22 protein-coding genes are annotated in these 26150 nt (G+C 46.7%); 8 read left to right on the plus strand and 14 right to left on the minus strand.

Annotation, left to right across the window (positions count from 1 at the left end):
* The first annotated feature begins 161 nt into the window (after nucleotides 1-161).
* Complete coding sequence (locus ACHZCY_RS17705) at nucleotides 162-2594, plus strand: hybrid sensor histidine kinase/response regulator (RefSeq protein WP_319549852.1); 2433 nt, start codon at nucleotides 162-164, stop codon at nucleotides 2592-2594.
* Nucleotides 2595-2729: 135 nt separating this feature from the next.
* Here ACHZCY_RS17705 and ACHZCY_RS17710 read toward each other — a convergent pair whose 3' ends face one another.
* The 6 genes from ACHZCY_RS17710 to ACHZCY_RS17735 all read right to left on the minus strand — a co-directional run bounded on the left by ACHZCY_RS17710 (nucleotide 2730) and on the right by ACHZCY_RS17735 (nucleotide 8769).
* Nucleotides 2730-4058 (minus strand): histone deacetylase family protein, encoded by a 1329-nt coding sequence (locus tag ACHZCY_RS17710; protein WP_232371108.1) that lies wholly within the window; start codon nucleotides 4056-4058, stop codon nucleotides 2730-2732.
* Nucleotides 4059-4073: 15 nt separating this feature from the next.
* Nucleotides 4074-5720, minus strand: coding sequence for a hydantoinase/oxoprolinase family protein (locus ACHZCY_RS17715; protein ID WP_205223422.1), 1647 nt, complete (start codon nucleotides 5718-5720; stop codon nucleotides 4074-4076).
* Between the two features lie 521 nt (nucleotides 5721-6241).
* Complete coding sequence (locus tag ACHZCY_RS17720; protein WP_319549853.1) at nucleotides 6242-6718, minus strand: GNAT family N-acetyltransferase; 477 nt, start codon at nucleotides 6716-6718, stop codon at nucleotides 6242-6244.
* Nucleotides 6719-6778: 60 nt separating this feature from the next.
* Complete coding sequence (locus ACHZCY_RS17725; RefSeq protein WP_319549854.1) at nucleotides 6779-7051, minus strand: hypothetical protein; 273 nt, start codon at nucleotides 7049-7051, stop codon at nucleotides 6779-6781.
* 101 nt (nucleotides 7052-7152) lie between these two features.
* Complete coding sequence (locus ACHZCY_RS17730) at nucleotides 7153-7749, minus strand: hypothetical protein (RefSeq protein WP_319549855.1); 597 nt, start codon at nucleotides 7747-7749, stop codon at nucleotides 7153-7155.
* Between the two features lie 297 nt (nucleotides 7750-8046).
* A complete protein-coding gene (locus tag ACHZCY_RS17735; RefSeq protein WP_319549856.1) occupies nucleotides 8047-8769 on the minus strand; it encodes a DUF2293 domain-containing protein in 723 nt (240 codons plus the stop codon).
* A 594-nt stretch (nucleotides 8770-9363) separates the two neighbouring features.
* On the opposite strand from ACHZCY_RS17735, the gene ACHZCY_RS17740 reads away from it, so the two are divergent.
* Nucleotides 9364-10089 carry a class I SAM-dependent methyltransferase gene (locus tag ACHZCY_RS17740; RefSeq protein WP_319549857.1) on the plus strand — a complete coding sequence of 242 codons (726 nt, stop codon included), beginning with the start codon at nucleotides 9364-9366 and terminating at the stop codon, nucleotides 10087-10089.
* A 65-nt stretch (nucleotides 10090-10154) separates the two neighbouring features.
* Here the strand turns inward: ACHZCY_RS17740 and ACHZCY_RS17745 are convergent, their stop codons facing one another.
* On the minus strand, nucleotides 10155-12233 hold the full coding sequence (locus tag ACHZCY_RS17745) for a PAS domain-containing hybrid sensor histidine kinase/response regulator (protein ID WP_319549858.1): 2079 nt from the start codon (nucleotides 12231-12233) through the stop codon (nucleotides 10155-10157).
* Between the two features lie 285 nt (nucleotides 12234-12518).
* Here ACHZCY_RS17745 and ACHZCY_RS17750 point away from each other — a divergent pair, with 285 nt between their 5' ends.
* A complete protein-coding gene (locus ACHZCY_RS17750) occupies nucleotides 12519-14246 on the plus strand; it encodes a hypothetical protein (RefSeq protein ID WP_319549859.1) in 1728 nt (575 codons plus the stop codon).
* 185 nt (nucleotides 14247-14431) lie between these two features.
* On the plus strand, nucleotides 14432-15331 hold the full coding sequence (locus ACHZCY_RS17755; protein WP_205223430.1) for a DMT family transporter: 900 nt from the start codon (nucleotides 14432-14434) through the stop codon (nucleotides 15329-15331).
* Between the two features lie 201 nt (nucleotides 15332-15532).
* Here the strand turns inward: ACHZCY_RS17755 and ACHZCY_RS17760 are convergent, their stop codons facing one another.
* From ACHZCY_RS17760 to ACHZCY_RS17785, 6 genes are all read right to left on the minus strand, one after another.
* Nucleotides 15533-15946: an SRPBCC family protein gene (locus ACHZCY_RS17760; RefSeq protein WP_205223431.1), complete on the minus strand. Its 414-nt coding sequence runs from the start codon at nucleotides 15944-15946 to the stop codon at nucleotides 15533-15535.
* A gap of 174 nt (nucleotides 15947-16120) precedes the next feature.
* The gene (gene modC, locus ACHZCY_RS17765) at nucleotides 16121-17176 is read right to left on the minus strand and encodes a molybdenum ABC transporter ATP-binding protein (RefSeq protein WP_205223432.1); all 1056 of its coding nucleotides are present in this window, start codon (nucleotides 17174-17176) and stop codon (nucleotides 16121-16123) included.
* 1 nt (nucleotide 17177) lies between these two features.
* A complete protein-coding gene (gene modB / locus ACHZCY_RS17770) occupies nucleotides 17178-17858 on the minus strand; it encodes a molybdate ABC transporter permease subunit (RefSeq protein ID WP_319549860.1) in 681 nt (226 codons plus the stop codon).
* 29 nt (nucleotides 17859-17887) lie between these two features.
* Nucleotides 17888-18634: a molybdate ABC transporter substrate-binding protein gene (modA, locus tag ACHZCY_RS17775; protein ID WP_319549861.1), complete on the minus strand. Its 747-nt coding sequence runs from the start codon at nucleotides 18632-18634 to the stop codon at nucleotides 17888-17890.
* Nucleotides 18635-18897: 263 nt separating this feature from the next.
* Complete coding sequence (locus ACHZCY_RS17780; RefSeq protein ID WP_319549862.1) at nucleotides 18898-19524, minus strand: LysE family translocator; 627 nt, start codon at nucleotides 19522-19524, stop codon at nucleotides 18898-18900.
* 80 nt (nucleotides 19525-19604) lie between these two features.
* The gene (locus ACHZCY_RS17785; RefSeq protein ID WP_319549863.1) at nucleotides 19605-19877 is read right to left on the minus strand and encodes a 4Fe-4S dicluster domain-containing protein; all 273 of its coding nucleotides are present in this window, start codon (nucleotides 19875-19877) and stop codon (nucleotides 19605-19607) included.
* Nucleotides 19878-20183: 306 nt separating this feature from the next.
* Here ACHZCY_RS17785 and ACHZCY_RS17790 point away from each other — a divergent pair, with 306 nt between their 5' ends.
* The 4 genes from ACHZCY_RS17790 to ACHZCY_RS17805 are packed head-to-tail and all read left to right on the plus strand — an operon-like array spanning nucleotide 20184 to nucleotide 24188.
* A complete protein-coding gene (locus tag ACHZCY_RS17790; protein ID WP_205223437.1) occupies nucleotides 20184-20888 on the plus strand; it encodes an ABC transporter ATP-binding protein in 705 nt (234 codons plus the stop codon).
* Nucleotides 20881-22125, plus strand: a complete 1245-nt coding sequence (locus ACHZCY_RS17795; RefSeq protein WP_319549864.1) for an ABC transporter permease — start codon at nucleotides 20881-20883, stop codon at nucleotides 22123-22125. The genes ACHZCY_RS17790 and ACHZCY_RS17795 overlap by 8 nt, the downstream gene beginning before the upstream one ends.
* A gap of 10 nt (nucleotides 22126-22135) precedes the next feature.
* Nucleotides 22136-22885, plus strand: coding sequence for an outer membrane lipoprotein-sorting protein (locus ACHZCY_RS17800; protein ID WP_319549865.1), 750 nt, complete (start codon nucleotides 22136-22138; stop codon nucleotides 22883-22885).
* On the plus strand, nucleotides 22872-24188 hold the full coding sequence (locus ACHZCY_RS17805) for a hypothetical protein (protein WP_319549866.1): 1317 nt from the start codon (nucleotides 22872-22874) through the stop codon (nucleotides 24186-24188). Before ACHZCY_RS17800 ends, ACHZCY_RS17805 begins: the two co-directional genes overlap by 14 nt.
* A gap of 163 nt (nucleotides 24189-24351) precedes the next feature.
* Here the strand turns inward: ACHZCY_RS17805 and ACHZCY_RS17810 are convergent, their stop codons facing one another.
* On the minus strand, nucleotides 24352-25602 hold the full coding sequence (locus tag ACHZCY_RS17810) for an NAD(P)-dependent oxidoreductase (RefSeq protein WP_319549867.1): 1251 nt from the start codon (nucleotides 25600-25602) through the stop codon (nucleotides 24352-24354).
* Nucleotides 25603-26150: the final 548 nt, after the last annotated feature.

The following is a 26150-nucleotide window of genomic DNA, read 5'->3' on the forward strand; positions in this document are numbered from 1 at the left end:
TTGAGTGTAATGCAAGATGCTTTGTTTTGCCAATCAATATGATACAATCAACCTGTACAAGCCCGTGAATATTTTTTAAGGTATGAAAAAAGGGAGTAAGTTTTTGTGTAAGTTCTAACCTGTTTTGGTTCCGCGAATATTTCATCACTATAGTGGCAGCTATGAAAAAGACGAATTCAGCGACAACAGGCCAAAGGGGATCATTCCCCCTCTTTAACAGTGAACAGTCGGCCGGTGCTGATCTGCTGCAAGGGATCGTAGATCATTTTCCTGATCCTGTATTTGTGAAAGATAGAAACCATCGCTGTTTGTTTGCAAACAAGGCATTTGAAGATTTTTTCGGCCGCAGTGCAGAAGAAATAACGGGGCAGGCATGTTGTGCGCTTTACCCGAAAGACCAGGCTGATTTGTCCAGGCAAAGCGATGAATTGATGTTTTCTACAGAAAGCCCGGTTGAAAATATCGAGCAGGTCGTCGATGCCCGGGGCCGTGTCATCAGGATCGTTGCCCATAAGAGCATCTACCGGGATGGGAGAGGGCACCCGTTTCTTATAACTGTGCTAAGAAATGTGACAGAAGCAACGCGGGAGCAGGATTATGAACGCCAAGTGAACAAGGTTTTGAAAGAGCTTGCTCTTGGTGGGAGCAGGGAAAATATCCTTGGCATGATCCTGGAGATTGCGGAGGAGCAGTTTAAGGGGGTCACAGCCTCTATTTTGCTTGTCGATCATAAGGAACAAAGGTTGCGCCTTAAGATTGCTTCCAAGCTGCCCGAGTATTTTACTGCAGTGGTTGATGGCACTCCCATTCGCGATGGCATGGGATCCTGTGGTACGGCGGCATTTAGAAAAGAAAGGGTTGTTGCCGAGAATTTACAAACCCATCCCTACTGGCAAAGGGTGAAGGATATCACCCTGCGGGCAAATCTCCATGCGTGCTGGTCAGAACCGATCATCATGTCGCAGGGCAATGTGGCAGGAACATTTGCTCTCTATTACGACAGAGTCAAGGTTCCTGGGCCAGAGGAAATTAAACTCATGGAAACCATGGCGCAGTTAGCCGCAATAACCGTTGAACACCATAAGGTGCAGGAAGAGAAGGCACTGCTGCGTAAAATGATGGCTAATATCATAGATTCCATGCCTTCTGTGCTCATCGGTGTGGATGCCGGTGGAGGAGTGACCCAATGGAATAAAGAAGCCGAAAAACTGACAGGTGTTCCTCCGCAGCATGCGCTTGGAAAAAAAGTGGGCGAAATATATCCGTATTTTCAACCCGAGGTTTTGCAAGAGATAAACCAGGCTTTACTGTGCAGGGAGATAAAGCCTAACCTGAAAAATAACCGCAGCATAGATGGAAATACGCTCTATGAAGATATCACCGTTTATCCCTTAAGTTCCAATGGGATAGAAGGGGCTGTTATTCGGATAGATAATGTGACCGAACGGGTGCAGCTGGAGGAAGTAATCATCCAGGCTGACAGAATGATGTCCATCGGGGTACTGGCGGGCGGCATAGCTCACGATTTTAATAATATCCTGGTTGCTATCCTGGGGAATCTTAGCCTCGCTGCCCAGTATCTTGAACGCGAAACAAAAGCCTTTGAGTTGGTGCAAAAAGCCGAAGATGCTTCCTTTCGGGCTAAAGGTCTTGCCAATCAATTGCTGACTTTTGCCAAAGGTGGCGAACCGGTTCGGCGGATTATGTCGCTGGAGACGTTGATCAAGGAGTCGGTGCAATTTATGCTTGCCGGCAGCAAACTGCGCAGTCATTACAGCTTCCCTGAAAAATTTTGGCCGGTGAATGTCGATCCGGATCAAATTAGTCAAGTGGTACAGAATCTTGTTGTCAATGCAAAACAGGCCATGGCGGATGGCGGTGTGATTGATATTGGATGTGCTAATCTTGCTCGAGGTGCACCCGATTTTCCACCGCTACTGGAGGCAGATCGATGTATTGCCGTTACAATTCGGGACTATGGAGCCGGTATTCCCGATGAAATAAACGCTCAGATATTTGATCCCTATTTCAGCACCAAGCAGACAGGAAGTGGATTAGGACTCGCTGTTTGCTATTCTGTTATAAAACGGCATGGTGGTTATATCACTACCCGCAAGGTGGATGGAGATGGTGCTGCCTTTGTTTTTTATCTTCCTGTGGTGAATGTTGAGCACAAGGCCAATGCGTTGCCTGCGCCGGAGAAGGTCGCCAGGGGAGGTGATGGGACCGTGCTGATCATGGATGATGATCTTGCTGTTTGCGCTTTGCTCAGTTCCATGCTGCAGCATTTGGGGTATGAGTGCTTAACCACCCACGATGGAGCCGAGGTGCTAAAAGCGTATGATGCTGCAATCGCAACAGCTCCAGTGCGATTGGTTATCATGGACTTAACCGTCCCCGCCGGCATGGGAGGTAAGGAAGCGGTACAAAAGCTTCATGCCAATCATCCGGACGCAAGGGTCGTGGTCACCAGTGGGTATTCGAATGACCCCGTCCTTGCCAGGTATAAAGACCATGGTTTCTGCGGGACTTTGCCCAAGCCTTTTCAGCTGAAAGATCTGGCCTCCGTGCTGCAGGATGTACTTGAAAAGTGATAGCAGGTAGAGCGGTTAGAAAAATAGATGGCATCCTACTCGATACTATAAATTAACATCACAAAGTTGGGTCAAGGTAAAGCCCCATGCTGCAGGGGGGGCATGCTCAATGGAGGATCCCGCTCCGGCATCCACCTAGTTCTTATTTTTTTTCACTTCATAAGTATCAGCTACCCGGTCCTGAAGAACAACGGAACCAAATCCTCGCGGATCGGTGGTGCGATAGAGGTCTTTAGCCCTGTCCCGGCATTTTTTGCAGCTATTGAACGGTATCGTAAAGGCGTGGACATAGTTGTTGAGTCCTGAGGCCGTTACTTCTGTAAAACCCGGGCAGTGTGGACAGGTGTGATAGGATCTCTCTTCCTCCACATCAAAACCGGTGGTGTCGTAAAATATTCGTTTACTGGTTTTGACTACTTTCTCGCCGGCCAAATCCTTTTTTAACCGGTCCCGCTGTTTATACAGTTCCAGGGCCTGGTCGCAGACTGTGGCAATGTGGCTGTTCATATCAGCGGACTGGATAAAATTTCGTGGATCGTAGTCCGGTTCTTTGACGTTGGACGTATCCAGGCCGGCCATGGCCAGGATAATTCCCAGGTTTGTATAAGGGAGCGCACCTTCGATGGAATATCCTCCCTCAAGCACACAGATATCCGGGTTGAGCAGGCGATTGAGTCGGGCATACCCTTGGGCAGTGAAGTTCATGTTGGTGATCGGGTCAGTGTAGTGATTATCCTGTCCTGCTGAATTGATAATGATTTCCGGCTGAAAATCATCGAGAAGAGGCATGATAACCCGTTCCATGGCCATGTCAAAGCCCTCTTCCGATGTGGCCGGGGGCAGGGGAAGGTTAATGGTGTAACCGGGTGCTGAAGGACCACCTGCTTCATGGATAAAGCCGGTTCCCGGATAGAGGGTACGTCCGTCTTGGTGAAGCGATATAAACAGGGTGTCCGGGTCGTTATAAAAAATATCCTGAGTGCCGTCCCCATGGTGGCAGTCGGTATCTACTATTGCCACTTTTCTGACCCCGTAATGACGACGGATATATTCCACCATGATTGCTTCTATGTTGACGATACAGAAACCACGGTCGCCGAAAACAGTCTGCATGGCATGGTGGCCTGGTGGCCTGACAACGGCAAAGGCCTTTTTTACTTGTTTGTCCATGACCGCCCGAGCCGCCCTTATGGCGCCACCTGCTGATATAAGGTGGGATTCGGTGAGGAGTTTTTGTGATGAAGGGACGCAGATGTGGACGCGGTCGATATCTTTGTGTTGTGCTATCTCCGGGTTGAAGAAAGAAATATTTTCCACATCCTCAAGACCCTCTTCAATAAGCTGATCTTTGGTGTAGAGGAGGCGCTCTTCCCGTTCCGGGTGGGTTGGGCTGATGCACCAGTCAAATGCGGGGAAAAGGACCAGACCTGTTGGATTCGGTGCGGTGGGCATAAAGTGTGACATGTTGTGTTCCTCTTCCTAGAGTTGTTCGAGGCCAGGCCGGATCTGTGCCTTGAGAGAAATGATTTTTCCGGAGCTGCTGAACCCGCGAACGGTATTCATCTCCTGACGCTCGAGAAAATCAATTTCCGGTATTTTTTCCATCCCAAATTCTGCAGCCATAGTGGTGATCACTTCGGTGAGCCTCGCTTCGGCATCACTCATATCAAAATAGGACCGCACTGTACCCCTGTAACCGGTTTCAGGGATGGAAAGCGTACCGTCTGAGGTGTCTGCATATAAGGTGGCCTGCAGGGTGGGCCGTGTTCTACCTGAGCCGATAGCATTGGCAACTTCATAGTGCTCCGGCACACTGCATGGGAGCTGTAACGTGTCTGCCAGTATCTGTTGTATTGCCTTGGCAGGTCCTCCGACAAGAATGATTTCTTTGGGGTTGATTCTTTTCAGGTTGAGCAGTGCTGCCACAGTGTAGACCGGTCGACTGAACACTTCCTCAATCATTTGCTCTACGACTTGGTTTATCCGATTGGCAAAGGCTTGCAACAGTTGTACTGCTGTCTTTTCGGGCGTTTGGTCCGGGATCAATTGCAGCATGGCTTGTTCCGCCTTTGCTCCATCACCTATCTGAAGTGTTTTGAGGACGATCATTGCATCTGTGGGCGTAGGAACGTTACCTCCCAGCGCCAAAGGCGGGCCCTCTTTTTGCGGGCCTATGGAGAAATCTTTGTCTGTGTAGGAGACTGCACTGTCTCCTCCCAGGCCGATACTTTTGGTGTTTAATGCCCTTATCAGGGTTGGTCGTTCCTTGATGGTAACCCCATATGGTTCCAGCAAAGGGGAGCCGTCAGCAAAAATGGCGATGTCTGTGGTTGTCCCACCTATGTCGAGCAGGACCGCGTCGTGGATATTTTTTTGCAGGGCAAGGCAACCCATTACGCTTGCAGAAGGACCGGAATGCACACTCTCACAGGGGGTGTCACTGGCAGCTGTAAAGGGGATGGTGCCGCCGTCAGCTTTGAGGATATAGCACGGGCAGTTAATTTTCAGCTGCTGAAGACCGTTTTCCATGGCCTCTTTAAAAAACATGAACCGTGATTTTAATGCCGCGTTAAGCCAGGTTGAATAGACTCTTCTTGGGAAGTTGGGCAGGCCGGATATGCGATGGCCCATGCTGATGTGTGGAAAACTGTCTGCCAAACGGTCATGGGTATCTTGTTCGTGGCTGTTGTTACGATGGGAAAATTTGGTGACCACGCCTATGCTTTCAATCCCCTTGTCTTTAAAGGTGACTGCAGCATCATCAATAGTGGATTGGTCCGGGGATTTAATAATATGACCGCGATGATCAATGGCACCGTTAAGAAAACAGACATGTTCTCCGCAATCAAGAAAGTTTGGATTCATTCCAGGACCTGCCTGGATGAACATCCCGACCTTGTCAAAGGTTTCGTTGACAATGGCGTTGGTACAGAGAGTGGTGCTGAGATGGATTCGGGCGAGATCTGCAGGAGAGTCCGGGAGCAATGTTTTCAGGAGGGCTATAATGGAATCACTCAGGTTGTCCTGGTCAACTTGCACCTTATTCTTTACCAGTATTTTCTCTCCGTCCAGCAAAACTCCGTCTGCGTGGGTTCCGCCTACATCAATGCCGATAATAAGAGCCATGTTTGCCTCTCCTTAAAAAGGATTTTCAATCGCCGGTAGCTTCGATTGCCTTTGTCGTATTTTTTTAATGAATAGCAGCAGACTACCCCTAAGAAGGAGAGAAAGACAAGAGAATTTTCCGGTGGTACAGACAACAGACGTGGAATCGCAATGAAAGACAGATCACATTGTATGTTGTTAAGCAAGAAAAAGATTTGCTCCTCAGCAAGCTCTCGACCCTGCACGATCTGCGTGTCGAGCATACCGATGTATCGAAGTAGGAGCGTATCTGCTATTTGGTCAGCTTGCAAATATTTGGAGCACTGCTCTAAAATTACAGTTCGGGGGAGATCGGCAGATTTTAGCCCGTATTTTTCATTAGTTTCAGCAGCGTCGGATTCGAGGGCTTTGGCAGTGAACAGGTAAGCGTAGACTCCGGGTAAGCGTAGACTCGGATGATTACCTCTGTTTACTGCAAAAATACTGAAGCTGTATAGGGGGTTGCAGGCAAAAAACGGGTAGCGGTGAGCGATTACTTATACTCATTTAGTAAACTCCGGCTCATAACCAACGGTAACGGTGTTGTCGGTGGTATTGCGGATGCTTAAGAAATGCTCATTGCCGGCGGTAAAAGGGTAGCGTGGGTTTGTACAAGGGGTAAAACCGAACTTTTCATAGAAGTGAGGAGCGCCCACAACAAACACAGTGTTTTCCTTAATCTCCTTCCGGCGAAGGGAAAAACGGAGTAACTCAGAACCAATTCCACGATTTTGAAACTCAGGATTGACAGCCAGTGGTGCCAGGTGCAAGCCACAGACCCTATGCTCTGTATATGCATTTGAATAGGCGATATAAGCGACCACCTTGTTGCGGATAATACACATCCATTCGTGCAGCGTTCTTTCTTTTTTATGGAGGTTTTCAACAAGCTGTTTTTCATATCGGCTTCCTGGAAATGCTTGTTGGAGCAGAGCACTGACTTTCGGTCGGTCTTCTGTAGTAACTGGCCGTATTTTCATTGTTTGTTTGTGGACGTTAGTGGAGTTGCGAGGATCTGTTGTTTCTTTTATAGGTGGTGACTATAGTTTTGTATGGCAGTATACACATATGAGATCGTCTGCCTTGGCTTCTTTCTCGCAATCCGGACAGTTTTTTGGGATGAGGTTCCTGGTGCCGGCCACAATTGCCGGCGGAGCCTTTTTTTGTTGTTCTATAAGGGTAGCGATTTTATGCGTTCCCTCTTTTACTTCGATTAGCAGTTTTCGCAACAGTAAGAGTACCATAAGCACCATCGTCATAATCGTACCGACACATATCAGCAGTAACCAGTAGAATCCAGTAACAGAAATCATGTTGTCCTCCCTGCATCGTTATATGTTCTTGAGGCTTTTCAGTCAGTATACCCTGCTCTTTTTATCAGCTGCCGCATTGAGCTTCCCGGTACTTTTATGGATCAGTCACCGGTGAGTTTCCACTTTTTCTCATCCCGGATAAAAGTAAAATGGGCTTTATGAGGTTGGCCATCACAGTTTTCAGAAAAAGAGGCAAAGGGTGTGTTTTTGTGAGAGCTATAGATGATATAGACTGCAGCTTCTTCTTTGGCGTCATCATGGACTATTGCTGTGATTTTATTCAGCCTAAGTTCGCAAGCTTTTACCAATACTGATTTGTAGAGTTTTTTTGTTATAAAAGGGGATGCTTTATCAGTTAACTCAATGGTTACGACACTGTTTTGAACATCATGCATGTATTGCGGCCGGGCTGTATCGATATGGGAAAGCTTGATAAATCCGCCTTGAGCTAATCTTTCCAGGCGACTCAGCTGTTGGTTTTCTATCTCAAGTCCTTTATGAGGAATAAAAAGGACATTATTGCCGTAAAGAGTGAACGGCACAATGTCCGGGTGTGGAAATACTTCGTTTTTTAAAATTTGAGTAGCCCTGTACTTCGTCAAGCTGGGGTCCAGATACATTCGCACACTCACGCCACCAACGAGCAGGAACAGGAACAGTAATAGAAGTATGGCAAGTTTTTTGTTTGGAATATTCATCCCTATTTATAGGTACTGCGTAACCAACGGGGTAATATCAACAAGCAATATATTTTTACACAATATCAGTTATATCAGCAACGTGTTTTTTGTGACTTAGTGTGGAAGACGGAAATGTGCGCAGGTGGCTCCGTCTCGTCTACAGCAACAAGAGCAGCACCGATTATACCGGAGAAGGCATGTGGGTAAGATGTGCTGATTTTTTTCGAGCTCATTTTTGCTGAAGAATAAAGAGGTTCCCTTGTGTACTTGCTGTCAGCATGTAGTTTGTAAATGGATTGAAGCTCGATAGGGGGGTTAGTCTTGCTGCTTTTTCTTTTCTTCCTTCAACCGGCTTAGCCGGTGTTCAGTTTCCAGCGCCTGCTGCAGAGGGCAGGGGTTGTCAAGAGTTTCTCCTGTCCGATAACGGCTTAGCATGAGTTGGGATTTTTGGGCCAACATTCGACGGACTTCTCTTCTGCTTCCTTTTTTGCGAATAATGTGCATTTGGTCGTAGCCGGTTGTTTGATGACGCAACCAGGCTATAACAGCCGCTTCTACCCGCTTGTGAATAGGGATACGGGTGGTTCTGGCTACCGTTCCGGACCCGACAGGTGTTGCAAGATCAGTGACTGATTTTGCCAGGCGTTCTGCAGTTTGCCTATGTGCAGGGTGAAAAGCGAGAAAATCCAGGGTGGCCTGGTAAAAATCCTCGACATATTCGGCATGCTTTCGTTCTTTACGTTTCAGTTGAGCAGCCCTCTGTCGCTCGTACTCCGGGGTGGAACGTTTGCGCTCAAGCTCTTGTTTAGCTGCTTCCACATGGCCTTTTTCGGCCCATATCCCTTTAGAGATGGTCCGTTTTCCCTTTTTGACCTGGACCTGCCAGGTGATGCATCGACTTTTGACACTTCGGGTGAGCGGACCGTCCCCTGCCTTAAGAAAGACCCACTCCTGAGGTGGGGTCAACACGTTACCGTTGGTATCAATTACAGTTTTTTGTTTGGGGCCTGGTTGGACAATACGGTTTTGAAAAGGCATGGCTGAAAGAATAAATCCTGTTTATGCAGTTTAAGGTAAAGCTCGGGTCTCTGGTCCTTGGTAGATGGTTCCAAAGACCGCAGTAAGTGTTGTCGCAAGGTAACTGTTCACATACATTCCACAGAGTCTCCCAATGGTCGCTTATTTGCGAATAATCGAGCCTGTCAAAATATGAGACACCTCTGAGCAGTTACAAGCTTTAGGTATAATAAATCAAAGAATCACCAATCCCGTGAGTTACGTCGCAAGATTTGACGCAAAGCATCGATGATATAATTCTTTATTGCGTTATATCCTGCTTCAGCACGAATTTCTCATCAGTTCAGGAGGGCAGGTTATTTTTTTTTAGAATGAGAAAATGTCCATGAGAAATTCGGGTAAGCCATGATTATTCGTCTTATTGGTATGGCATGGTTGCAGAATTGGCAAGATAATTTATGGTGTTATCCTATTCCGTTGCACAGTACCAACGGTTCGTGTTGTTAAAAAGGAGAGGGACGCGCATCTCACCTGAAAATGTAAGGTTGTAAGCATGGAGCGTTTTTTGGTAAATGATGTCTTCAACAATCAGGGCTTAAACACATCGATGAAAGTATGAAAAGTATTATTAGCGACCCACATAAAGATCCGTTGGGAGCCATGATGCTGGATTACCTGCATGGAGATTACGAGGTTTTCGCAGAGGTGGCTTCCACCAGGTTCAGTATGTCGACCATGTCTGCCAAGACCATGTTTAGAACATACGCGGAGATGGATGAGCTGGAGCGTGAGGCGTTGCATTTGTGCAGAGGGACGGTGTTGGATGTGGGGGCAGGGAGCGGTTGTCACAGCCTGTGCTTGCAGGAGCAAAATGTGGATGTAGATGCCTTGGACATATCACCCGGTTGTATCAAGGTTATGGAAAAGAGAGAGGTGAAAAATCCAATCCATAACAATCTTTTTTCTCTGGAGAGCGGAAACTATACCACCATCCTCATGCTCATGAACGGTCTTGGTATTTGTGGTTCACTTGACGGCTTGAATCTTTTTCTACAGCATGTCCGGAACCTATTGGCTGAGGATGGGCAGATTATTGCCGACTCTACAGACTTACGGTTACTGTATAATGATGAAGATGAGGAAGATGAATCTTTCGATGACAGTGACTACGGAGAAACTGAATTTATCATTACCTACGACACTCTAGTCTCCGTGCCTTTTCAATGGATATATGTGGGGTTTCCTGTCTTGCAGATGCTGGCTGAGTATAATGGGTTTGAATGTCAGCAGATTGCTACTGGGCAAAACGGTCACTATCTTGCCAGGATGTATAGGAGGTGAGAGGTGGGGAGGGAAAGAGTAAGGGGCGGGTCGTGACAGCCTCTTTTTTTCTTTATCGCGTTTAATCAGCTGTTGAGCAATTTTGGCAAAAGAATACTTAACTCCTCCAGACGATAGGGCTTGGCTATAGCGCCGGTGAAACCGTATTTTTGGTAGTCAGCCATCACCGGATCCCTGCTGTATCCGCTGGAAACAATCATCTTTGCCTGTGGGTCGAAGGCGATCATTTTTTGAGCAGCCTCCTCTCCACCCATGGCTCCGGGAACAATCAGGTCCATGATTACCAGATCAAAAGGGCTGCCGGCTTTATGCATGTGCATATAAGCCGCGAGAGCTTCTTCTCCGTTTTCAACTACCTGGCAACTATACCCAAGATGATCCAACATTGCCTCAACAGCATTCAGGATTGTTTGGTCATCATCCATAACAAGGATATGACCGCTGCCCTTTGTTACTGCTGATTCTGTTGTTTTCAGATGTGGAGAAAAATGAGCCTTTGCTGCAGGGATAAGAAAGGTAAAGGTGCTGCCTTTTGCTGAGGTGGCTTCCACTACTATGCAGCCCTCATGTTTTTTGAGAATGGAGTAGGCCGAATACAGGCCCAACCCATTGCCGCCTTCTTTGGTAGTGAAATAGGGATCAAAAACTTTGTCAAGATACATGCTCTCTATACCAGTGCCCTGATCCCGAACAGATACCTTGACATAATTACCTTTTTTTACGCCAAACGTATTTCCAGCTTCCAGGGTTGTATTGGCTGCACACACATCGATAATTCCGCCGTCAGGCATTGCCTGATCCGCATTGATAAGAAGGTTGGTCAGAACCTGACCGATTTGGTCTACGTCAGCATACATATTCCACAGGTCATCAGGAAACGTATATGTGGAGAGCGATTTTGTCCCGCTTAATGCCAGTTGGCTGTTGGCCTTTATGACCATGGAAGCAGGAGCCGTCTCTCTTACCGGGTCCCCTCCCTTGGAGAAGGTGAGAAATTGCCGGCATAGTTCCTTGGCTTTGAGGCAACCGTTTTCAGCATTGGTCAGGCGATCATAGATTTTGTCGGTAGGGGAGACCTCCATCTTTGCAAAAGAGATATTGCCCATAATCGTCATTAAAATATTATTAAAATTGTGAGCTATACCGCCGGCAAGACGACCAAGGGATTCAAGCTTCTGGACTTTTAGCAGTTCTTCTTCTATCTGTTTTCGGTGGCTAATATCCTCATATGTCCCAAGTAATCCGACTATGGCATCATTTGCATCTCGAAGCGGAACCTTGGAGGTCGATAGCCAGATCCGTTTGCCCTCCGGTGTTGTCTGCGGTTCTTCATAATTTAATTTGGGGTTGCCTGATCTAATAACCTGAAAATCATCCTTCCGGTACAGCTCTGCCTGTTCCTTCCATGGCATACTATAGTCATCACGCCCTATTAATTGTTCCGGTCGTTGAAAGCCTGCATCCCCGGCAAATAAGTGGTTGCACCCCGTATAGTTTAAATTGTTGTCTTTCCAGAAAATACGAGCTGGAATGGTGTCAATGACAAGCTGCAGCAGTTTATGGGCTTCATTCATTTTTTGTTTACTTTTTGTCAGCGCTCGTTCGGCATTTTTTCTTTCGGTGACATCATGCAGGGTAACAAAGACCTGATAAGGGTTTTCCTCCCCATCTCGAAAAAGTGGAATAGCGTTGATGCTCAGCCACACATAGTCTTGTTTTTTTTGATTAAAAACAGCAGCTAAAAAATTTTTTACCGGTTTTTTGGTCTTGTATGCAACCATTGACGGGTGTCGTTCAGGAGGAAGGGTGGTTCCGTCTTCGGTTATCACCTGCCAATGAGGGGTTGTAAGTTTGGTGGCAAGAAATTGTTTTCTGCTGACGCCTAACATCTTCGGTGCAGCTGCATTACATTCGACAACCTCGCCTTCGGCATTTCGAAAATATGCTCCTTGGGCCATATTTTCGAAAAGTGTTTTATATCTTTTTTCGCTGGTTTTTAGTTGTTTCTCCTGAACACTGACATGAGCACTGACTTGATTGTGTTGGGCAAGGTCGTCGGTTGCGCAAACAATTTTTTCTCGCAGTTGGCGCTCCAGTTCCTGGACCTTTTTTGCAAGTTGGTTATAGGTTGGCTTGTCGGGCATGATACTGTCTGTGCTTTGTTCAAAGGATGAGTATGAAAATTCGCTTTTAGTATACCATAAACTACTTTCATTTTAGAATAATAACGACAGTTAAATCAGGAACTGAAAAGGTGTTTTTCTTTGTTGCTCAGTTCTTTTGGTCCTGGAGAAGGCAAACCGCAATCAAATCATATCCTCATCAATTCTAATTATATGTTGTATATTTTCCTGTGCTACAATTGATCAATTGCAACCATTTTCTAGGGTTGCACTTCCAGTGATGGCTTTTCGGCAGCGTGTAGTGTTATGGAAATTTTCCTTATCGACGGCATTGGCCCTTTTTTTATTGAATATATTAAGACCAAAAAGAAGGTTAACTGGTCGAAAATACCGTTTCATCATTTAAGTAAAGAGGCGGAATGTTGCGTTCGTCAGTTTGCAGAAATTGCAGATAATCTGGAGATATTTGCCCAAAAGGTAAGCAAGGTGGGGTACAACGGCATCACCTTTGATGATGTAGCTCACCTGACGCCGGACAAGTGGTTGGAGCCGGAAATAAACCGGACTGTCAGAATGTATGGTGAGCAATATCAGAAATTGTTTACGATCTGTAGCCGTTACGGACTTGATGTCTACCTCACCATGGACATATTATCGCTTACGCCAAAGCTGAAAGAGCAGATTAATGGCAATTTTCAGCGGATACGCGAATTTATCCAGCGACAGCTTGAAACTGTCCTGCATGCCTATCCCGAAGTAAGGGGCATTATTCTGCGAATTGGCGAATGTGACGGAAGGGATGTTCGAGGCGATTTTAAAAGTGAACTGGTCCTGCGCCGGGCAAAACAGGCAAATAGTCTGCTTAGAGCAGTGTTACCAATCTTCGAGCGCTATCAACGTTACCTGATTCTCAGAAACTGGACCGTAGGGGCCTATCCCATCGGTGATTTTTTATGGCATCGTAGCACCATTTCCCGAGTACTGGAGGATATCGAGAGTCCCTGGTTTATCCTTTCTCTCAAATATGGCGAGTCGGATTTTTTTCGCTATCTGCCGCTTAACACAAGTTTTTTCCAGCTTAAAGTCAAAAAAATCATAGAATTGCAGGCGCGGCGTGAATATGAGGGAGCCGGCGAGTATCCATCTTTTATTGGGTGGGACTACCAGGAGTATGCACGCCAATTGGAGCAGGCCAACAATATGGTAGGTATCAGTGTGTGGTGCCAGACAGGAGGATGGCTGCCTTTTCGGCGATTAACCTATCTTGAGGAAGCCGGATTTTGGAATGAACTCAACAGCTTTGTCTGTATAAAGTTGTTTAAGGAAAAGCTGGAGGTAGAGCAGGCTGTCGCTTCCTTTGCAGATAGTACTGGCTGTCATGACCCGGTTGCACTGCTTGAGTTACTCAGGCTGAGTGACGAGGTAATCAAGGATCTGCTTTATATTAAAGAAATGGCGAGGCAGAAGCTGTTTTTTCGTCGGGTCAGGATACCGCCGTTGCTTTCGGTTTTTTGGAATAATATTTTTATTAATCATTCGGTTCGCAAAGTACTGAGAACCCTTGTGGTATCAGGTGAAAACTGTGTGGAAAGTGGGTACAGATCTCTTGAAAAAATAGAGAAGATGGAGGTGCTGGCAAAAAAACTTGCATTGCCTGCAGATGATATTCGTTATATGTATGACACGTTTGCCATTCTAGCCCTGGCGCGGGAATATTATTTTTCACCCTATGATAATGGCATTAAAAAACGAATCAGCAAGGCAAAGAAAAAATATAAAAAAAAGTATCCAAAGGGTAGTCGACCTCGTTACCGTGTGAAAACCAACTTTACACCTTTTGCGGTCAAACGGAGCCATCTGCAGTGGTTGTTTTACCTCTTACTGCGCAGGAAGCGTGGGTATCGGGTCTTGGACCATTTGCTTACCCTTCGATTCTTGGCAATTATTTTTCGGGGGATGGTGGTACTCAGGCCAAAATTGATTCCAAAGTTTGGCCGTAAACATGCCATGGGAATAGATACTCTTTTTAAATAGCGACAGCAGATGTTTTGCTCTGCCACCACAGGTTGAATAATCACTCTCCCTTGGAGAGTGTAGGATAATGTCCTCTTTTCCATATCCGCGTTATTATCAAAAAGATAATGTTCGCAGCTACACTTTGATCTGCGAAAAAACTTCTATTATCCGATCACCTCCTAAGACATACACAAGAAAAAAATATGATGAGCCTGCCCGACCTCCTGCTAGCCCTGCTTGCTAATTTTGCATGGGGGTTTAATTTTATTGCCGGCAAAATAGGCGCCGGCAAATTTCAGCCCCTCTTTTTTACCAGTATCCGATTTTTGTTCTTACTGATCATCATGCTGCCCTGGCTCAAGCCGGCACATGGCCATATGAAACCTTTGCTCAGGGTCTCTTTTTTATTGGGGGTTGTCCATTTTGGGATGGTCTTTATCGGTTTGAATGCCGGGGGAAATATTGCTTCTATTGCTATTACCACCCAACTCTATGTTCCTTTCTCAGCCATTCTGGCAACCCTTTTTTTGCGGGAACGCATATCTTTTATTCGCATAGTTGCTATTGCCATTGCTTTGCTGGGGGTAATGGTAATCGGGTTCGATCCAACCGTGTTTAATCATCTGGATGCCATTTTATGGGTTTCGGGAGCTGCTTTTGCCATGGCAGTCGCTACGATATTAATGCGGCAGTGTCCAAATCTCGGCGTTTTCAGGCTACAGGCATGGATTGCTGCGGTAGCCTTACCTTCTCTGCTGCTGTTATCGATAATTTTTGAGTCCGGGCATGTACAGCTCATACGCCACATCCATTTAAGCGATTTATGGTCTCCTTTGTATTCAGCAGTCGCTGCCTCAGTGGTAGGGCATGGGATTGTCTATTACCTTTTGGGCCGTTATCCGGTTTCGTCGGTAACGCCGCTCATGTTGCTGGCTCCTATCCTGGCCTCGATATTCGGTGTGTTTTGTTTTGGTGACGAACTTGGTTGGAAATTGATTGTGGGAGGGGGAATGACCCTTTTAGGCATATTGCTGGTCTCGATCAATCCGGATGCATTGATCAAGACGATCAAACTGCGGCGGGGCATGCTGAAGAAGGGGTAAAAGGTATGAGAAGGAAATGGTCTGCGTAATATTTATTGACGAGCATGCGCAGCTTTTTTTGCAGTGTATTTGGAAACACTGAGTTGAGAGTGGGATAAGCCGGCCTACAGGGAAGAATCGCTGTTTGTGCAGACTTTGGCTGAAAAAGAGAAATAATCGGGCAGGGTGTCCTTGCTCCTGCCCGGATGACAATACCTGCTGTTATGCAAATAGTTTGGCAAGTCCGTCAAAGCCCATTTGGTATATACCAGCCATGGTTTCGCGGGCATCCTCATCGGAGGCGCCTGCAGCATTGAAATCGCCGGACCATTCCAGTTCGCAGCCCTCTTCCGCTGCCGTTAATTTCATGGTAGACAAGTAATCCGCCACGGGCAGGGGACCGTCAACTATGGAGTATTGCAAAAACATCTCATCTGTATCAAGCTGTTCAAGACGCTCTTGCAAAAGAGCACCATCCGGCAGGGTCAGGGTGCGCACGGCGCCTATACCTTCACCGTCGACCTTACTTTCTACCGCAGCTGCAACGTATTTTGGGAGCGCATTAAAATCACTGATAACAGCCCATACATCAGCGGCCGGCGCATTTATTTGAGTTTTCATGGAAATGGAAATCATTGTACCCTCCTGGTAGTAGTTTGTAGATTTATCAAAAACAATTCTCTCTTTCCATTTTTGGCAGATTGAAAAATAGGAAATGCTGGTGTCTGATATTTTACAGACTGTTATCCAGAAAGCAATCTGTTTTCTGTAGATGTTTGGCTTCTACCGGTGGGGGAGGGAGCCAGCTCGTTAATAGAGCCGCTCAAATGCTGATGCTTTGAACACTGCGATTACTTCGCATCCAGGACGGATATCAAGTTCTTCTAATGATTGAGGGACGATTTCAGCGATGAGGGTATTACCGTTACAGTCGAGTTCAACCCCTGACAGCCAATCAGTCTGATAGGTTTTGCGGACGATGCAGGGCAACACATTGCGCGCACTTGAAGCTTCCGGATGTTTTTTAAAGAGGAGGATATCTCTACTGCCAAGAGCAAATTGCCCTGGTCCCTGGTCCTTGGTTTTGACAAGCATCAGCGGCACATTTCCCCACTGGTAGCGAAGCAGCCTGCCAAGATCTTGGGGTGCATCAAGATGAAGCAGGTTGACGTAGCCGGTACCACCGCTTCCCACGCCGGTCCTTGCCAGCTTTTCTGTCGGCACATGGTGCTGTATATGACCGTCATCCATGACGAGTACCTCTTGTGTCATCAATCGCATTTCCTGCAGACTGTGACTGATAAAGAGGATGGGAATGGAAAACGCCTTAAATACCGCCTGCAAATGAGGAATGATCTGGTATTTCATGGTTCCATCCAGCCCGGACATGGGCTCGTCAAGCAGGATAAGGTGAGGGCAGGCAAGAATTGTTCTGCCAAGAGCTATTCGTTGTCGCTCGCCGCCGGAGAGATTACTGACATTACGTTTAAGCAAGTGTTTGATTTGCAGAGCATCGATAAGCGATTTGGGGTCAATGTTTCTTTGGTCGCGAGGTACTCTGTTCATGCCGTAGAACAGATTTTTTTTCACGCTCATATGGGGGAAGAGGCGGGCGTGTTGAAAAACGACTCCTATCCGTCTTTTATCCGGGGGGAGGTTGATGCCGGTGTCTTTGTCAAAAAGAGTTGCTCCGTTGAGTCTGATAGTCCCCCGATCAGGAGTGAGGAGTCCGGCAAGCATGTGCATTAACGATGTTTTACCACTGCCGGACGGCCCGAAAACGCCGCATTCTTCTGAGTGCAGTGTAAAGGCAATTTTGCACTGAAAATCACCATGCTGTTTTTCTATATCCACTTCCAGGTACATATTAGTTCCTTGCCAAGGTACGGTTGGCAGCCTCACCGATAAGCAGTACTACAAACGAAAGAAGGATGGAAACAAGACAAAGGGACAGCGCCATTCGGTCACCACCGGGAGTGCTTGTATATTGATAGATGGCAAGGGGAATGGTTTGGGTGACGCCGGGCATGTTTCCTGCCAGCACGATGGTCGCGCCAAATTCTCCTAAGCTTCGAGCAAACATGAGCGTGGTCCCTGCCAAAATAGCCCGACTGCAGAGGGGGATCGTAATGGTAAACAGGGTATCCCACCAATGCGCCCCCAGTGTTCTTGATGCCTGTATATATTGTTTGTCGATGTTTTCCAGTCCGATGCGGATGGAGCGTACTAACAGCGGAAAGCCGACAACCGCCGAGGCAATGACTGCGCCGCGCAAAGTAAAAATTATACGAATATCAAACAGTGCCAGCACTTTTCCCAGCCAGCCGTTACGGCCCAAGAGCAGCAACAGCAGGTAGCCGGTGACAACCGGGGGGAGGACCAGGGGCAGATTGATGATTCCTTCCAACACAGCCTTGCCGCGGATGTTCGATAGAGCCAACAGGTAGGCTGCGCCAAACCCAAGGGGAAGGGCAATGATCGTTGCCGTGACTGCCACCTGTACCGATAATTTAATCGCCAGGATATCGTCTGGGGTAAGGGAAAACATCTGCTTTGCCGTTTCGTTTGTAAGTGAAGTTAATGAGCAGGCTCAAATCCATATTTCGTTAAGATTTGCTTGGCTTCAGGGGTGCCCATGTACTGGTAAAAAGCTTTGGCCATTGTATTGTCGGCCCCTGACCTCGTTAATCCCATTGGGTAGGCAACCTGGTCATACAGATCCTGCGGTACTGTAAAAAGTATTTTTGCGTTGCCTGCGAGCATGGCATCTGTGGTGTATACAAAGGCACCGTCTACCTCACCGCGATCCGCATACATCAATGCCTGGCGAACATCTTTAGCCATGATCAGTTTCTTTTTTTCTGCAAGCTCTGCATAAATTCCCACTTTTTCCATTGCCTGTTTGGCATACTGACCGGCAGGGACACTGCCCGGGCTGCCTAAAGCAATGCGTTGTAACCCGAGCAGGCTTTTTAAGGAGGAGACAGCCAGGTTTTTATCACCAACAAAGACCAGCTTGTTATAGGCAAATATATGACTGGACTCCGGGGTAATTATTTTTTTTTCAACAAGATATTTCATCCATTTTGGGTTGGCGGACACGTAAAAATCTGCGGGTGCTCCCTGTTCAATCTGTTTTGCAAGGCTCCCGGAAGAGGCAAAATTTGGCAGGAGCTCTGCTTTGGGATGTTGGGTGGCAAATACACTGATTATTTCTTTAAACGCGTCGGTCATGCTTGCCGCAACAGAGAGATGCACCGTTTGTGCGTGGGCTGTGACAATAGAAAAAAATTGAATAAGGACAATGGTAAGTACTGTTTTCATCTGGGATTCCTTTGTTGATGTTGTGCCGGGTGCATCAGGAACGACGGTGCAATTACCGTATGTTTTACAAGATGCGGGCCAGCTGTAAATATTAAGGCACAGGAATGCTGGTGACGGAGAAAAGGGACCGTTTCAGGTCGATTTTCCAGCGTATATCCGGGTGTGCTGTGTGCTAACCGCTTGCCTTGTATCTCGCTATGTGTAACGGAAAGCTACAAAATGGTAGCAGCGCAACAGTAACAAGACAAAATTGTCCACCCCGTTTAAGCTGATCGTTGCATCCCGGCAGTGAAGATACCCGCACCAATAAGTGCGGTACCACCGCAGCGGTTAAACCATCTGCGAATTTTTCCTTTTCGCATATGCTTTCTGAGTTGACCTGCAAACAAAGCGTACACGGCTGCGTTAAGGGTAGCAAGCAGGAGAAAAGTACCTCCCAACAACGGGAACTGGGCAAGTGCAGGTTGGGCTGGATGAATGAATTGAGGCAGAAAGGCAACAAAGAAAGCAATGGATTTGGGATTGAGCGCAGTCACAATAAAGGAACTAGTAAAAAGCGATCCTGCAGAGGGGTGCGTTGCTTTTTGTCGTGTAGGGATATCCTGGGGGTTGAGTCGCCACAATTTAACGCCAAGATAGAGCAAGTACAAGGCTCCGATCCATTTGAAAACGGAAAAGAGGGCTGCTGAAGTCGAAAGAAGTGCTCCAAGGCCTAGCAAAGAAAGGGTCATGGCAGTAAAGTCACCCATCAATACCCCGGCAACGAGCGGAATCACTGCCCTACGTCCATGGGTAACAGCCTGGCTGACCACGAGGATGATGGTCGGCCCAGGAATAACAAGGATTAACGTTGTTGCCAAAACAAAGGGAATAAATGTTTCTACATGCATGACTTAGTTTCTAACGTTTAACAATTTTAAGGGGTTCGTATAGAGTCAAAAAACAACATTGAAGATCATTAAGATGTGGCTTATTCAGCCTCATTCACTTTTACAGCCTCTTCTTCGCAGACTGATTCACAGGTATGCCAACTATGGTATTCCTTCGTATGGGTAGGGGGTGTGTTGTCGTTTTTCAGTTCAAATATCTCGCCAGGACAATTATCACCACACTCACCGCACCCAGAACATTTTTCTTTGTCGACTTCAAGCTTCCATTGCACTGCGTTGTTTCTTCTGAGCTGGTACACTCCACTGAGAACTTTTTCAGTTTTTGCTTTCTTTGAGTGACCTTGAAAAACCAAAAAATACTCTCCATACCATAAAATGCAACCGCACAGAAGGAATTGTGTATATGCACAATGTTTTTTTGGTGGTAAAGTTCTTTTTAAATGAATTTTCAGGGGGCTATAGCTTTTTTTATCGAGCAGAGACAGAATCGACATGTTCGACAATTTTGTCGAGCAAACACGTGACCTGTCGAACATATTTTTTTTAAAAACGGACAATAATGCGTAACACGCTGTTTATAGGTCTAAGTTGTGTTTGCCTTTTTCTGGTATGCCGATTGTAATAGACTAGGAAACCCTAATGAAGAGGAGGACTGTTCAATGACCATCGTTGCTGCCCGGCAGCTTACAAAAGAGTATGTGGCCGGCGATATCACTGTACCGGCAATTCGCGGTGTGGACTTTTCCATTGAGGCAGGCTCTTTTGTCTCCTTTGTCGGTCCGTCAGGAAGCGGGAAGTCGACCCTGCTGAATATGATAGGCTGTCTTGACCCGCCTACCAGTGGCAGCCTGGAGGTAGTGGGAAAAGATGTGGCTGGGCTGCGATCCAGTGAATCGGCCCGATTTAGAGGGGAACATATCGGGTTTATATTTCAGGATTTCAATCTGATTCCGGTCCTCACCGTTTTTGAAAACATTGAGTATCCGCTGATCATGGTCCAAAACTGGCCAGTGCGGAAACGGCGCCAACAGGTAGAAAGATTACTCGAAGCTGTGGGAATGCAGGATCAGGCCAATAAGTATCCTGGCCAGATTTCAGGTGGCCAGAAGCAACGTGTGGCGGTAGCCCGCGCGTTGGTAACCAATGCTAAGCTGGTTTTGGCAGATGAACCCACCGCAAACCTGGACCGCGATACTGCCAACCGAATTATTTCTCTAATGAAAACAATGCGCGATGAATTTGACACCACTTTTATTTTTTCTACCCATGATCCCAAGGTGGTTAAAAATGCGGAGATAGTTTTTGCACTTGAAGATGGCCTGCTACAAACAGAGAGTAACGGGCAGGGAGGGAGCCATGTATAATATATTCAAAATAGCGGCTCGTAATTTACTACGCTACAAACGAAGAACCCTGCTGACCTCGATTCTTATCACCCTCGGCGTGGTTGCGGTGTTGCTGTTTGTCTCGGTATCAGGATCTTTCAAATCGCTGATGGTCGGACAGATTACCGATTCGATGCTGGGTCACCTGCAGGTCCACCGTAAAGGCTATATTGCTTCCATAGACAGTCTGCCCTTAAATCGAAATCTCCAGGGGAAGCAGGTTGCCAAGGTAAAAGAAGTCTTGGATGCCAGTCCTGAAGTTGAGGCATACTCCATGCGTATCAAGCTGGGAGCTATGTTCAGTAATTATAACGAAACCACTAACATTCGTATCAATGCTGTTAACCCAAAACAAGAGCAGCAGGCATCACCCATGCTGACTGGGCGTATACTCCAGGGGGAAAAAGAAGGATTGCTGGATAAAGGGGAAATACTGGTTCCGGAACTCATTGCCAAGGGGATGAAAGTAAAAGTCGGTGATACCATTGTTCTGGTTGCCACCAACAAAGACGGCCTCGTAAATGGGCAGCCGTTTGTGGTGCGTGGGATTTTAGAAAGTATATCCGGCCCTGGCGGCCGTGACGGGTATATTCATTTAAGTGATGCCAAGACCTTGTTGCGGATCGACAAACCCGAGGTCAGTGAAATTGCTATCCGCCTTAAAGAAATGGCTACGCTGCCGGACGTGCTGGCAAACTTGAAAGAAGCCTTGGGAGGAATCCTCAACAAGCAGGGAAAACCGGTCTTTGAAGTTCATTCCTGGGAAAAACTCTCTCCTTTTTCCAAGATTGCCGCCATGATCGACCTGATGACGTTGTTTATCAAGATCATGCTGGTAGCCATTGTTCTGGTCAGTATCATGAACGTTATGATCATGTCCGTGTATGAACGTATTCATGAGATCGGCACCATTGCCGCCATCGGCACAAGTCCGAGTAAGATTTTGGCCTTGTTTCTTACCGAAGGATTATTGCTTGGTATTTTAGGGACCCTTATTGGTCTTGTTATCAGTTTGCTTGCTATTGCCGGCATGAATGTGTCTAGTATAAGTTTTGACTTTGGACGTCAGAAAGACCTGTTGCTGGCACCTGTTATCAGCACCACCGATGTGTTGCTGGTGGTTGGCATTGTCATTGCCGTTGCCGTTATCGGTAGCCTTCAACCAGCCTGGAAGGCATCCAGAATGAATCCCATCACCGCATTACGACATGTTTAGGAGAGTGCAGATGCAACGAAAATTTTTGTTTTCCACCCCCCTGCTAATTGCTACTTTGCTGCTTGCTCTTGTTGCTCCCGTGTGGGGCATTGATGGTAACGAGCTGTTGCGCCAGGTTGATGCCAGGATGCAGCCGGCTTCCTACGAAATGTACCGCAAGCTGATTAATGTTGAACCTGATGGAAGCAAGAAAGAGTTTGTGCTCTATACGGTAAAGAAAGGCCAGGAAAAAATGGTGGCTCTGTTTGTATCGCCTGCCTCTGAAAAAGGTCGTGCCACCCTCCGTCTTGGCGACAATATGTGGCTGTACATTCCCAATGTGGGCAAGCCCTTACGGATCACCAGTCTGCAGTCGGTTGTCGGCGGTGTGTTTAACAATTCCGACATATTGCGACTTGATTACAGTGTGGAGTATACGGCAGAAAGTGTTGAGGACAAAGGGGACAGTTACCTGCTCGAGCTAAAGGCAAAGTCTGGAGCCGTCGCCTATGATCGCCTGATGATGGTGGTGGATAAAAAGACCACCCTGCCCACAACCATCGAGTGTTATGCTGTCAGCGGAATGTTGATCAAAACCCTGCATTACTCAAAGATCAAGGATTTTGGGGACGGTATGGTCAGGCCGTCCGTCCTGGAAACCGACAGCCCGCTGTACAAGGGGTACAAGTCGGTCATGTTGTTTGCTAAGATGCAGCAACGGGAGTTTGATGACGAGGTCTTTACTCTTAATTATATGTCCAAAGTTGATGCACTACGCTAAGCCGCTCAGCATAACGCTTCTGTCCCTGTTGGCTTTTGTGCTGGCAGGGTTTGGTGCGGGGTATGCAAGTGATCAAGAGTTTACTTTTGAACTGGAGGAAATCGAGAAGAAATCCCTGGAGTGGGAAGGGTATGCAGAACTCCGATGGGAGCACATGGACATTAACCAGGGATCGGCTTTCAGCCTCCTCAATCTGGCGGATGATCCGCAATCCGATTTTGACAGACTGGTTGGCGCATTGCAACTAGGGGGCAGTTACAGCCAGGAGTTATACAGCCTGCAATGGTTGCTCAAGGCTGCCGGACAACAGGATACTCTCGGTTGGAGTGATACTGCGGACATTTATACTGCCTACGCGACCTTTAAACCTAAGGCTTCCACAAGTTTGAGCCTTGGCAAAAAGTCTTACAAGTGGGGTAAGGGCTATGCGTGGAACCCGGTAGGTTTTATTAACCGGCGTAAAGATCCCAATAATCCCGATGAAGCCCTTGAAGGATATATAACGGCGGAAGCGGATTTTATTAAAAGTAATATCGGTGTTGTTCAGACCGCAGCCCTGACCACGGTTCTGCTGCCCGTGTATGACCATATAAATGATGATTTTGGGACGGTAAATGAAATGAACCTGGCAGCAAAGCTGTATCTGCTGCTCTATGATACGGATATCGATTTGCTGCTCCGCACTGGGGGGAGCCGGGCCACTGCCTTCGGCCTGGACTTTTCCCGCAATCTGCTGGCAAATTTTGAAATCCATGGGGAACTTGCATGGACCGAAAATCAGAGTAGATTGGCCCTGGGGCAAGATGGAAGTCTCCAAGCAACAGCAGAGGATGCGCTGGCCTTTCTGATCGGCATGCGCTACCTGTCCTCACAGAACATTACCTCCATTATCGAGTACTATCATAATGGCGGCGGATATTCCCAGCAGGAGATGGAAACGTTTTACCGGTTTGCCCTTGATGCAGGCGACGATTTGCAATTGGCAGCCGGCAGCAAATTGCTTGAGCAAGCGAGAAGTGCCAGTCTTAAAGGCTATGGCAGGGCCCAGCCTGGTCGCAATTATCTGTATGCCCGTTTCAACCAGAAAGAACCCTTTGATATCCTCTATTTCACCCCGGCCATAACCACGATCATTAACCTTGAGGACAGCAGTTACTCTCTAACCCCGGAACTGTTGTACACAGGCTTTACCAACTGGGAAATCCGCCTTCGTTTTTCCTGGCTCAGTGGTGCCGGTTTTACCGAGTACGGTGAAAAGCAGAACAGCAATAAGCTGGAACTTCGGTTGCGGTATTTTTTTTAAGATACCCTCCAGGTATCAGCAAAGATTTAGACCTCCTTTTCGCACTCGTCGGTCCTCGAAAAGCCCATGCAGGCCATTTTGGGTGTCATATGTAGGCTTTCGCTGGTAACCGTTTATTACGTTTTTTTATGGTAAGTTATGTGTTGGTCGGAAAATCTTCTCTTTACAAGTGCGTCAAGTAATCATCCATGGCTTTTGCTGTTTCTTTTGTCCATCGAACCGCTTCAACAACCGTTTTTGCACCGGTAACAACATCACCGGCAGCGTAAACACCTTCTCTGGTTGTTTGGCCGGATCGATCCACTTGGACCAGTCCCCGCGCATTGGTGTCAATCCCTTTGGAAGATGAAATGATATTTGCTTGTGGTCCTTGGCTTGCTGCAATAATAATTGAATCTGCTTCATAGAGGTAGGTTGCGCTTTCATCCACTTCAAAAATAGGATTGCCCTCTTTATCCTCACTAAAGCTGGTATTTTGGTACAGAACACCTTCTCTCGTAATCTCTACCGGCGATTTATAAAATTCGAATTGAACACCATCCAGTTTGGTGTACCTAATTTCTTCTCGTAAGGCAGGTAACTGGTCGGCCCCTTTGCGATAAAGAACCACCGACGTTTCCACCCCATGCCTTAACACCGATCTTGCCACATCCATGGCCACATTGCCCCCACCAATAATAACCACCTTGCTCCCTAAATCATAAACCTCAGGATTTTTCAGATAGTCAATGGCAAAATGCACATGCCCTTTTGTTTCACCTTTAATTCTCAAACGATTAGGTTTCCACACACCGGTGCCGACAAAAACAGCCTTATACCCGTCAATAAACAAATCATCCAAAGTAATGTTAGGACCAATAAGGGTATTTGGTCGAATGGTCACCCCCATCTCTTTGAGGGATACTTTCATCCGATCGATGATGCTTTTAGGCAATCTAAATTCAGGAATTCCATACCTGAGAACGCCACCAATTTTATCATGGTTATCAAAAATGGTAACTGGATAGCCTTTTTTAGCCATCAAAAAAGCCAAGGTTAAGCCTGATGGCCCCGAGCCGACAATGGCAATTTCCTTATCTTTATTTTTCTCAATAGATGCTTCAGGTACTTTGTTCTTCATTCTGGATAAATAAAAATCCGACACATAATGCTCCATGGTACTCACATGGATGGGCTCACCTTTACGGTTAAGTATACAGTTGCCTTCACATTGATTCTCATGAGGGCATATCAATGCACAAATAACACTTAAAGGGTTATTATCAAATAACATGGTGCCTGCTTCATCTATCTTATGGGCTTCAATTAACCGTGCCATCTCCGGTATATTCGTACTGACAGGGCAAGCTTGTTGGCATAAGGGTTTCTTACACTTTAAACAACGGGCGGCTTCTTCTATTGCATGACTACTCATCTAATTCCTCCTGTAGATCATGACCTGAGACTCAAAATTTAGTTCACAGGGATGTTTCCAGAAAATCAATAATCCTGATCCAAGCTGGGCTATACGGTCGCAACCCTCTATATTCTCTGCAATTTTCTCTATCCAGTTTCCACAATAGTTCGGTCCCAATATGTCGAGAGGATATACACAGACTTGTATCTCTCGGCAAAGGTAATAAAAGCTGCCCCAAAGCACTGACAAAGTGCAGCCTCCAATAAGGCAGAGTATATTCAATTCTCCCGCATAATGGAAAACATTTGAATAAAATGCGCGACCGCAGTACTTATTAACATCTTGAATTTTCAGGACAAGTACCTTTAAATACGCAATATGACAGGCCGTTTAGCAACCCCTTCAGGAATAATGCATGGTGTTGCAACCGTTTCATGGCAATCACAGCTTTTTTTTACCTTCTGGAAGGAGGTAAACATCTGGTGGAAAGATGTTTACTTTGGCCGCTGCACTTTTAGGGGGGGGGACAGATTTGAAAAAGTTAATAGGCTTCCCTTAATCCCGTC

The sequence above is a fragment of the Desulfogranum marinum genome (genome assembly GCF_963675105.2).
Lineage (GTDB): Bacteria > Desulfobacterota > Desulfobulbia > Desulfobulbales > Desulfobulbaceae > Desulfogranum > Desulfogranum marinum.

What these genes read in the sequence shown, in the direction of transcription:
- ACHZCY_RS17705 (WP_319549852.1), top strand. Translation starts at nt 162, where the DNA reads ATGAAAAAGACGAATTCAGCGACAACAGGCCAAAGGGGATCATTCCCC.
- ACHZCY_RS17710 (WP_232371108.1), bottom strand. Translation starts at nt 4,058, where the DNA reads ATGTCACACTTTATGCCCACCGCACCGAATCCAACAGGTCTGGTCCTT.
- ACHZCY_RS17715 (WP_205223422.1), bottom strand. Translation starts at nt 5,720, where the DNA reads ATGGCTCTTATTATCGGCATTGATGTAGGCGGAACCCACGCAGACGGA.
- ACHZCY_RS17720 (WP_319549853.1), bottom strand. Translation starts at nt 6,718, where the DNA reads ATGAAAATACGGCCAGTTACTACAGAAGACCGACCGAAAGTCAGTGCT.
- ACHZCY_RS17725 (WP_319549854.1), bottom strand. Translation starts at nt 7,051, where the DNA reads ATGATTTCTGTTACTGGATTCTACTGGTTACTGCTGATATGTGTCGGT.
- ACHZCY_RS17730 (WP_319549855.1), bottom strand. Translation starts at nt 7,749, where the DNA reads ATGAATATTCCAAACAAAAAACTTGCCATACTTCTATTACTGTTCCTG.
- ACHZCY_RS17735 (WP_319549856.1), bottom strand. Translation starts at nt 8,769, where the DNA reads ATGCCTTTTCAAAACCGTATTGTCCAACCAGGCCCCAAACAAAAAACT.
- ACHZCY_RS17740 (WP_319549857.1), top strand. Translation starts at nt 9,364, where the DNA reads ATGAAAAGTATTATTAGCGACCCACATAAAGATCCGTTGGGAGCCATG.
- ACHZCY_RS17745 (WP_319549858.1), bottom strand. Translation starts at nt 12,233, where the DNA reads ATGCCCGACAAGCCAACCTATAACCAACTTGCAAAAAAGGTCCAGGAA.
- ACHZCY_RS17750 (WP_319549859.1), top strand. Translation starts at nt 12,519, where the DNA reads ATGGAAATTTTCCTTATCGACGGCATTGGCCCTTTTTTTATTGAATAT.
- ACHZCY_RS17755 (WP_205223430.1), top strand. Translation starts at nt 14,432, where the DNA reads ATGATGAGCCTGCCCGACCTCCTGCTAGCCCTGCTTGCTAATTTTGCA.
- ACHZCY_RS17760 (WP_205223431.1), bottom strand. Translation starts at nt 15,946, where the DNA reads ATGATTTCCATTTCCATGAAAACTCAAATAAATGCGCCGGCCGCTGAT.
- modC (WP_205223432.1), bottom strand. Translation starts at nt 17,176, where the DNA reads ATGTACCTGGAAGTGGATATAGAAAAACAGCATGGTGATTTTCAGTGC.
- modB (WP_319549860.1), bottom strand. Translation starts at nt 17,858, where the DNA reads ATGTTTTCCCTTACCCCAGACGATATCCTGGCGATTAAATTATCGGTA.
- modA (WP_319549861.1), bottom strand. Translation starts at nt 18,634, where the DNA reads ATGAAAACAGTACTTACCATTGTCCTTATTCAATTTTTTTCTATTGTC.
- ACHZCY_RS17780 (WP_319549862.1), bottom strand. Translation starts at nt 19,524, where the DNA reads ATGCATGTAGAAACATTTATTCCCTTTGTTTTGGCAACAACGTTAATC.
- ACHZCY_RS17790 (WP_205223437.1), top strand. Translation starts at nt 20,184, where the DNA reads ATGACCATCGTTGCTGCCCGGCAGCTTACAAAAGAGTATGTGGCCGGC.
- ACHZCY_RS17795 (WP_319549864.1), top strand. Translation starts at nt 20,881, where the DNA reads ATGTATAATATATTCAAAATAGCGGCTCGTAATTTACTACGCTACAAA.
- ACHZCY_RS17800 (WP_319549865.1), top strand. Translation starts at nt 22,136, where the DNA reads ATGCAACGAAAATTTTTGTTTTCCACCCCCCTGCTAATTGCTACTTTG.
- ACHZCY_RS17805 (WP_319549866.1), top strand. Translation starts at nt 22,872, where the DNA reads ATGCACTACGCTAAGCCGCTCAGCATAACGCTTCTGTCCCTGTTGGCT.
- ACHZCY_RS17810 (WP_319549867.1), bottom strand. Translation starts at nt 25,602, where the DNA reads ATGAGTAGTCATGCAATAGAAGAAGCCGCCCGTTGTTTAAAGTGTAAG.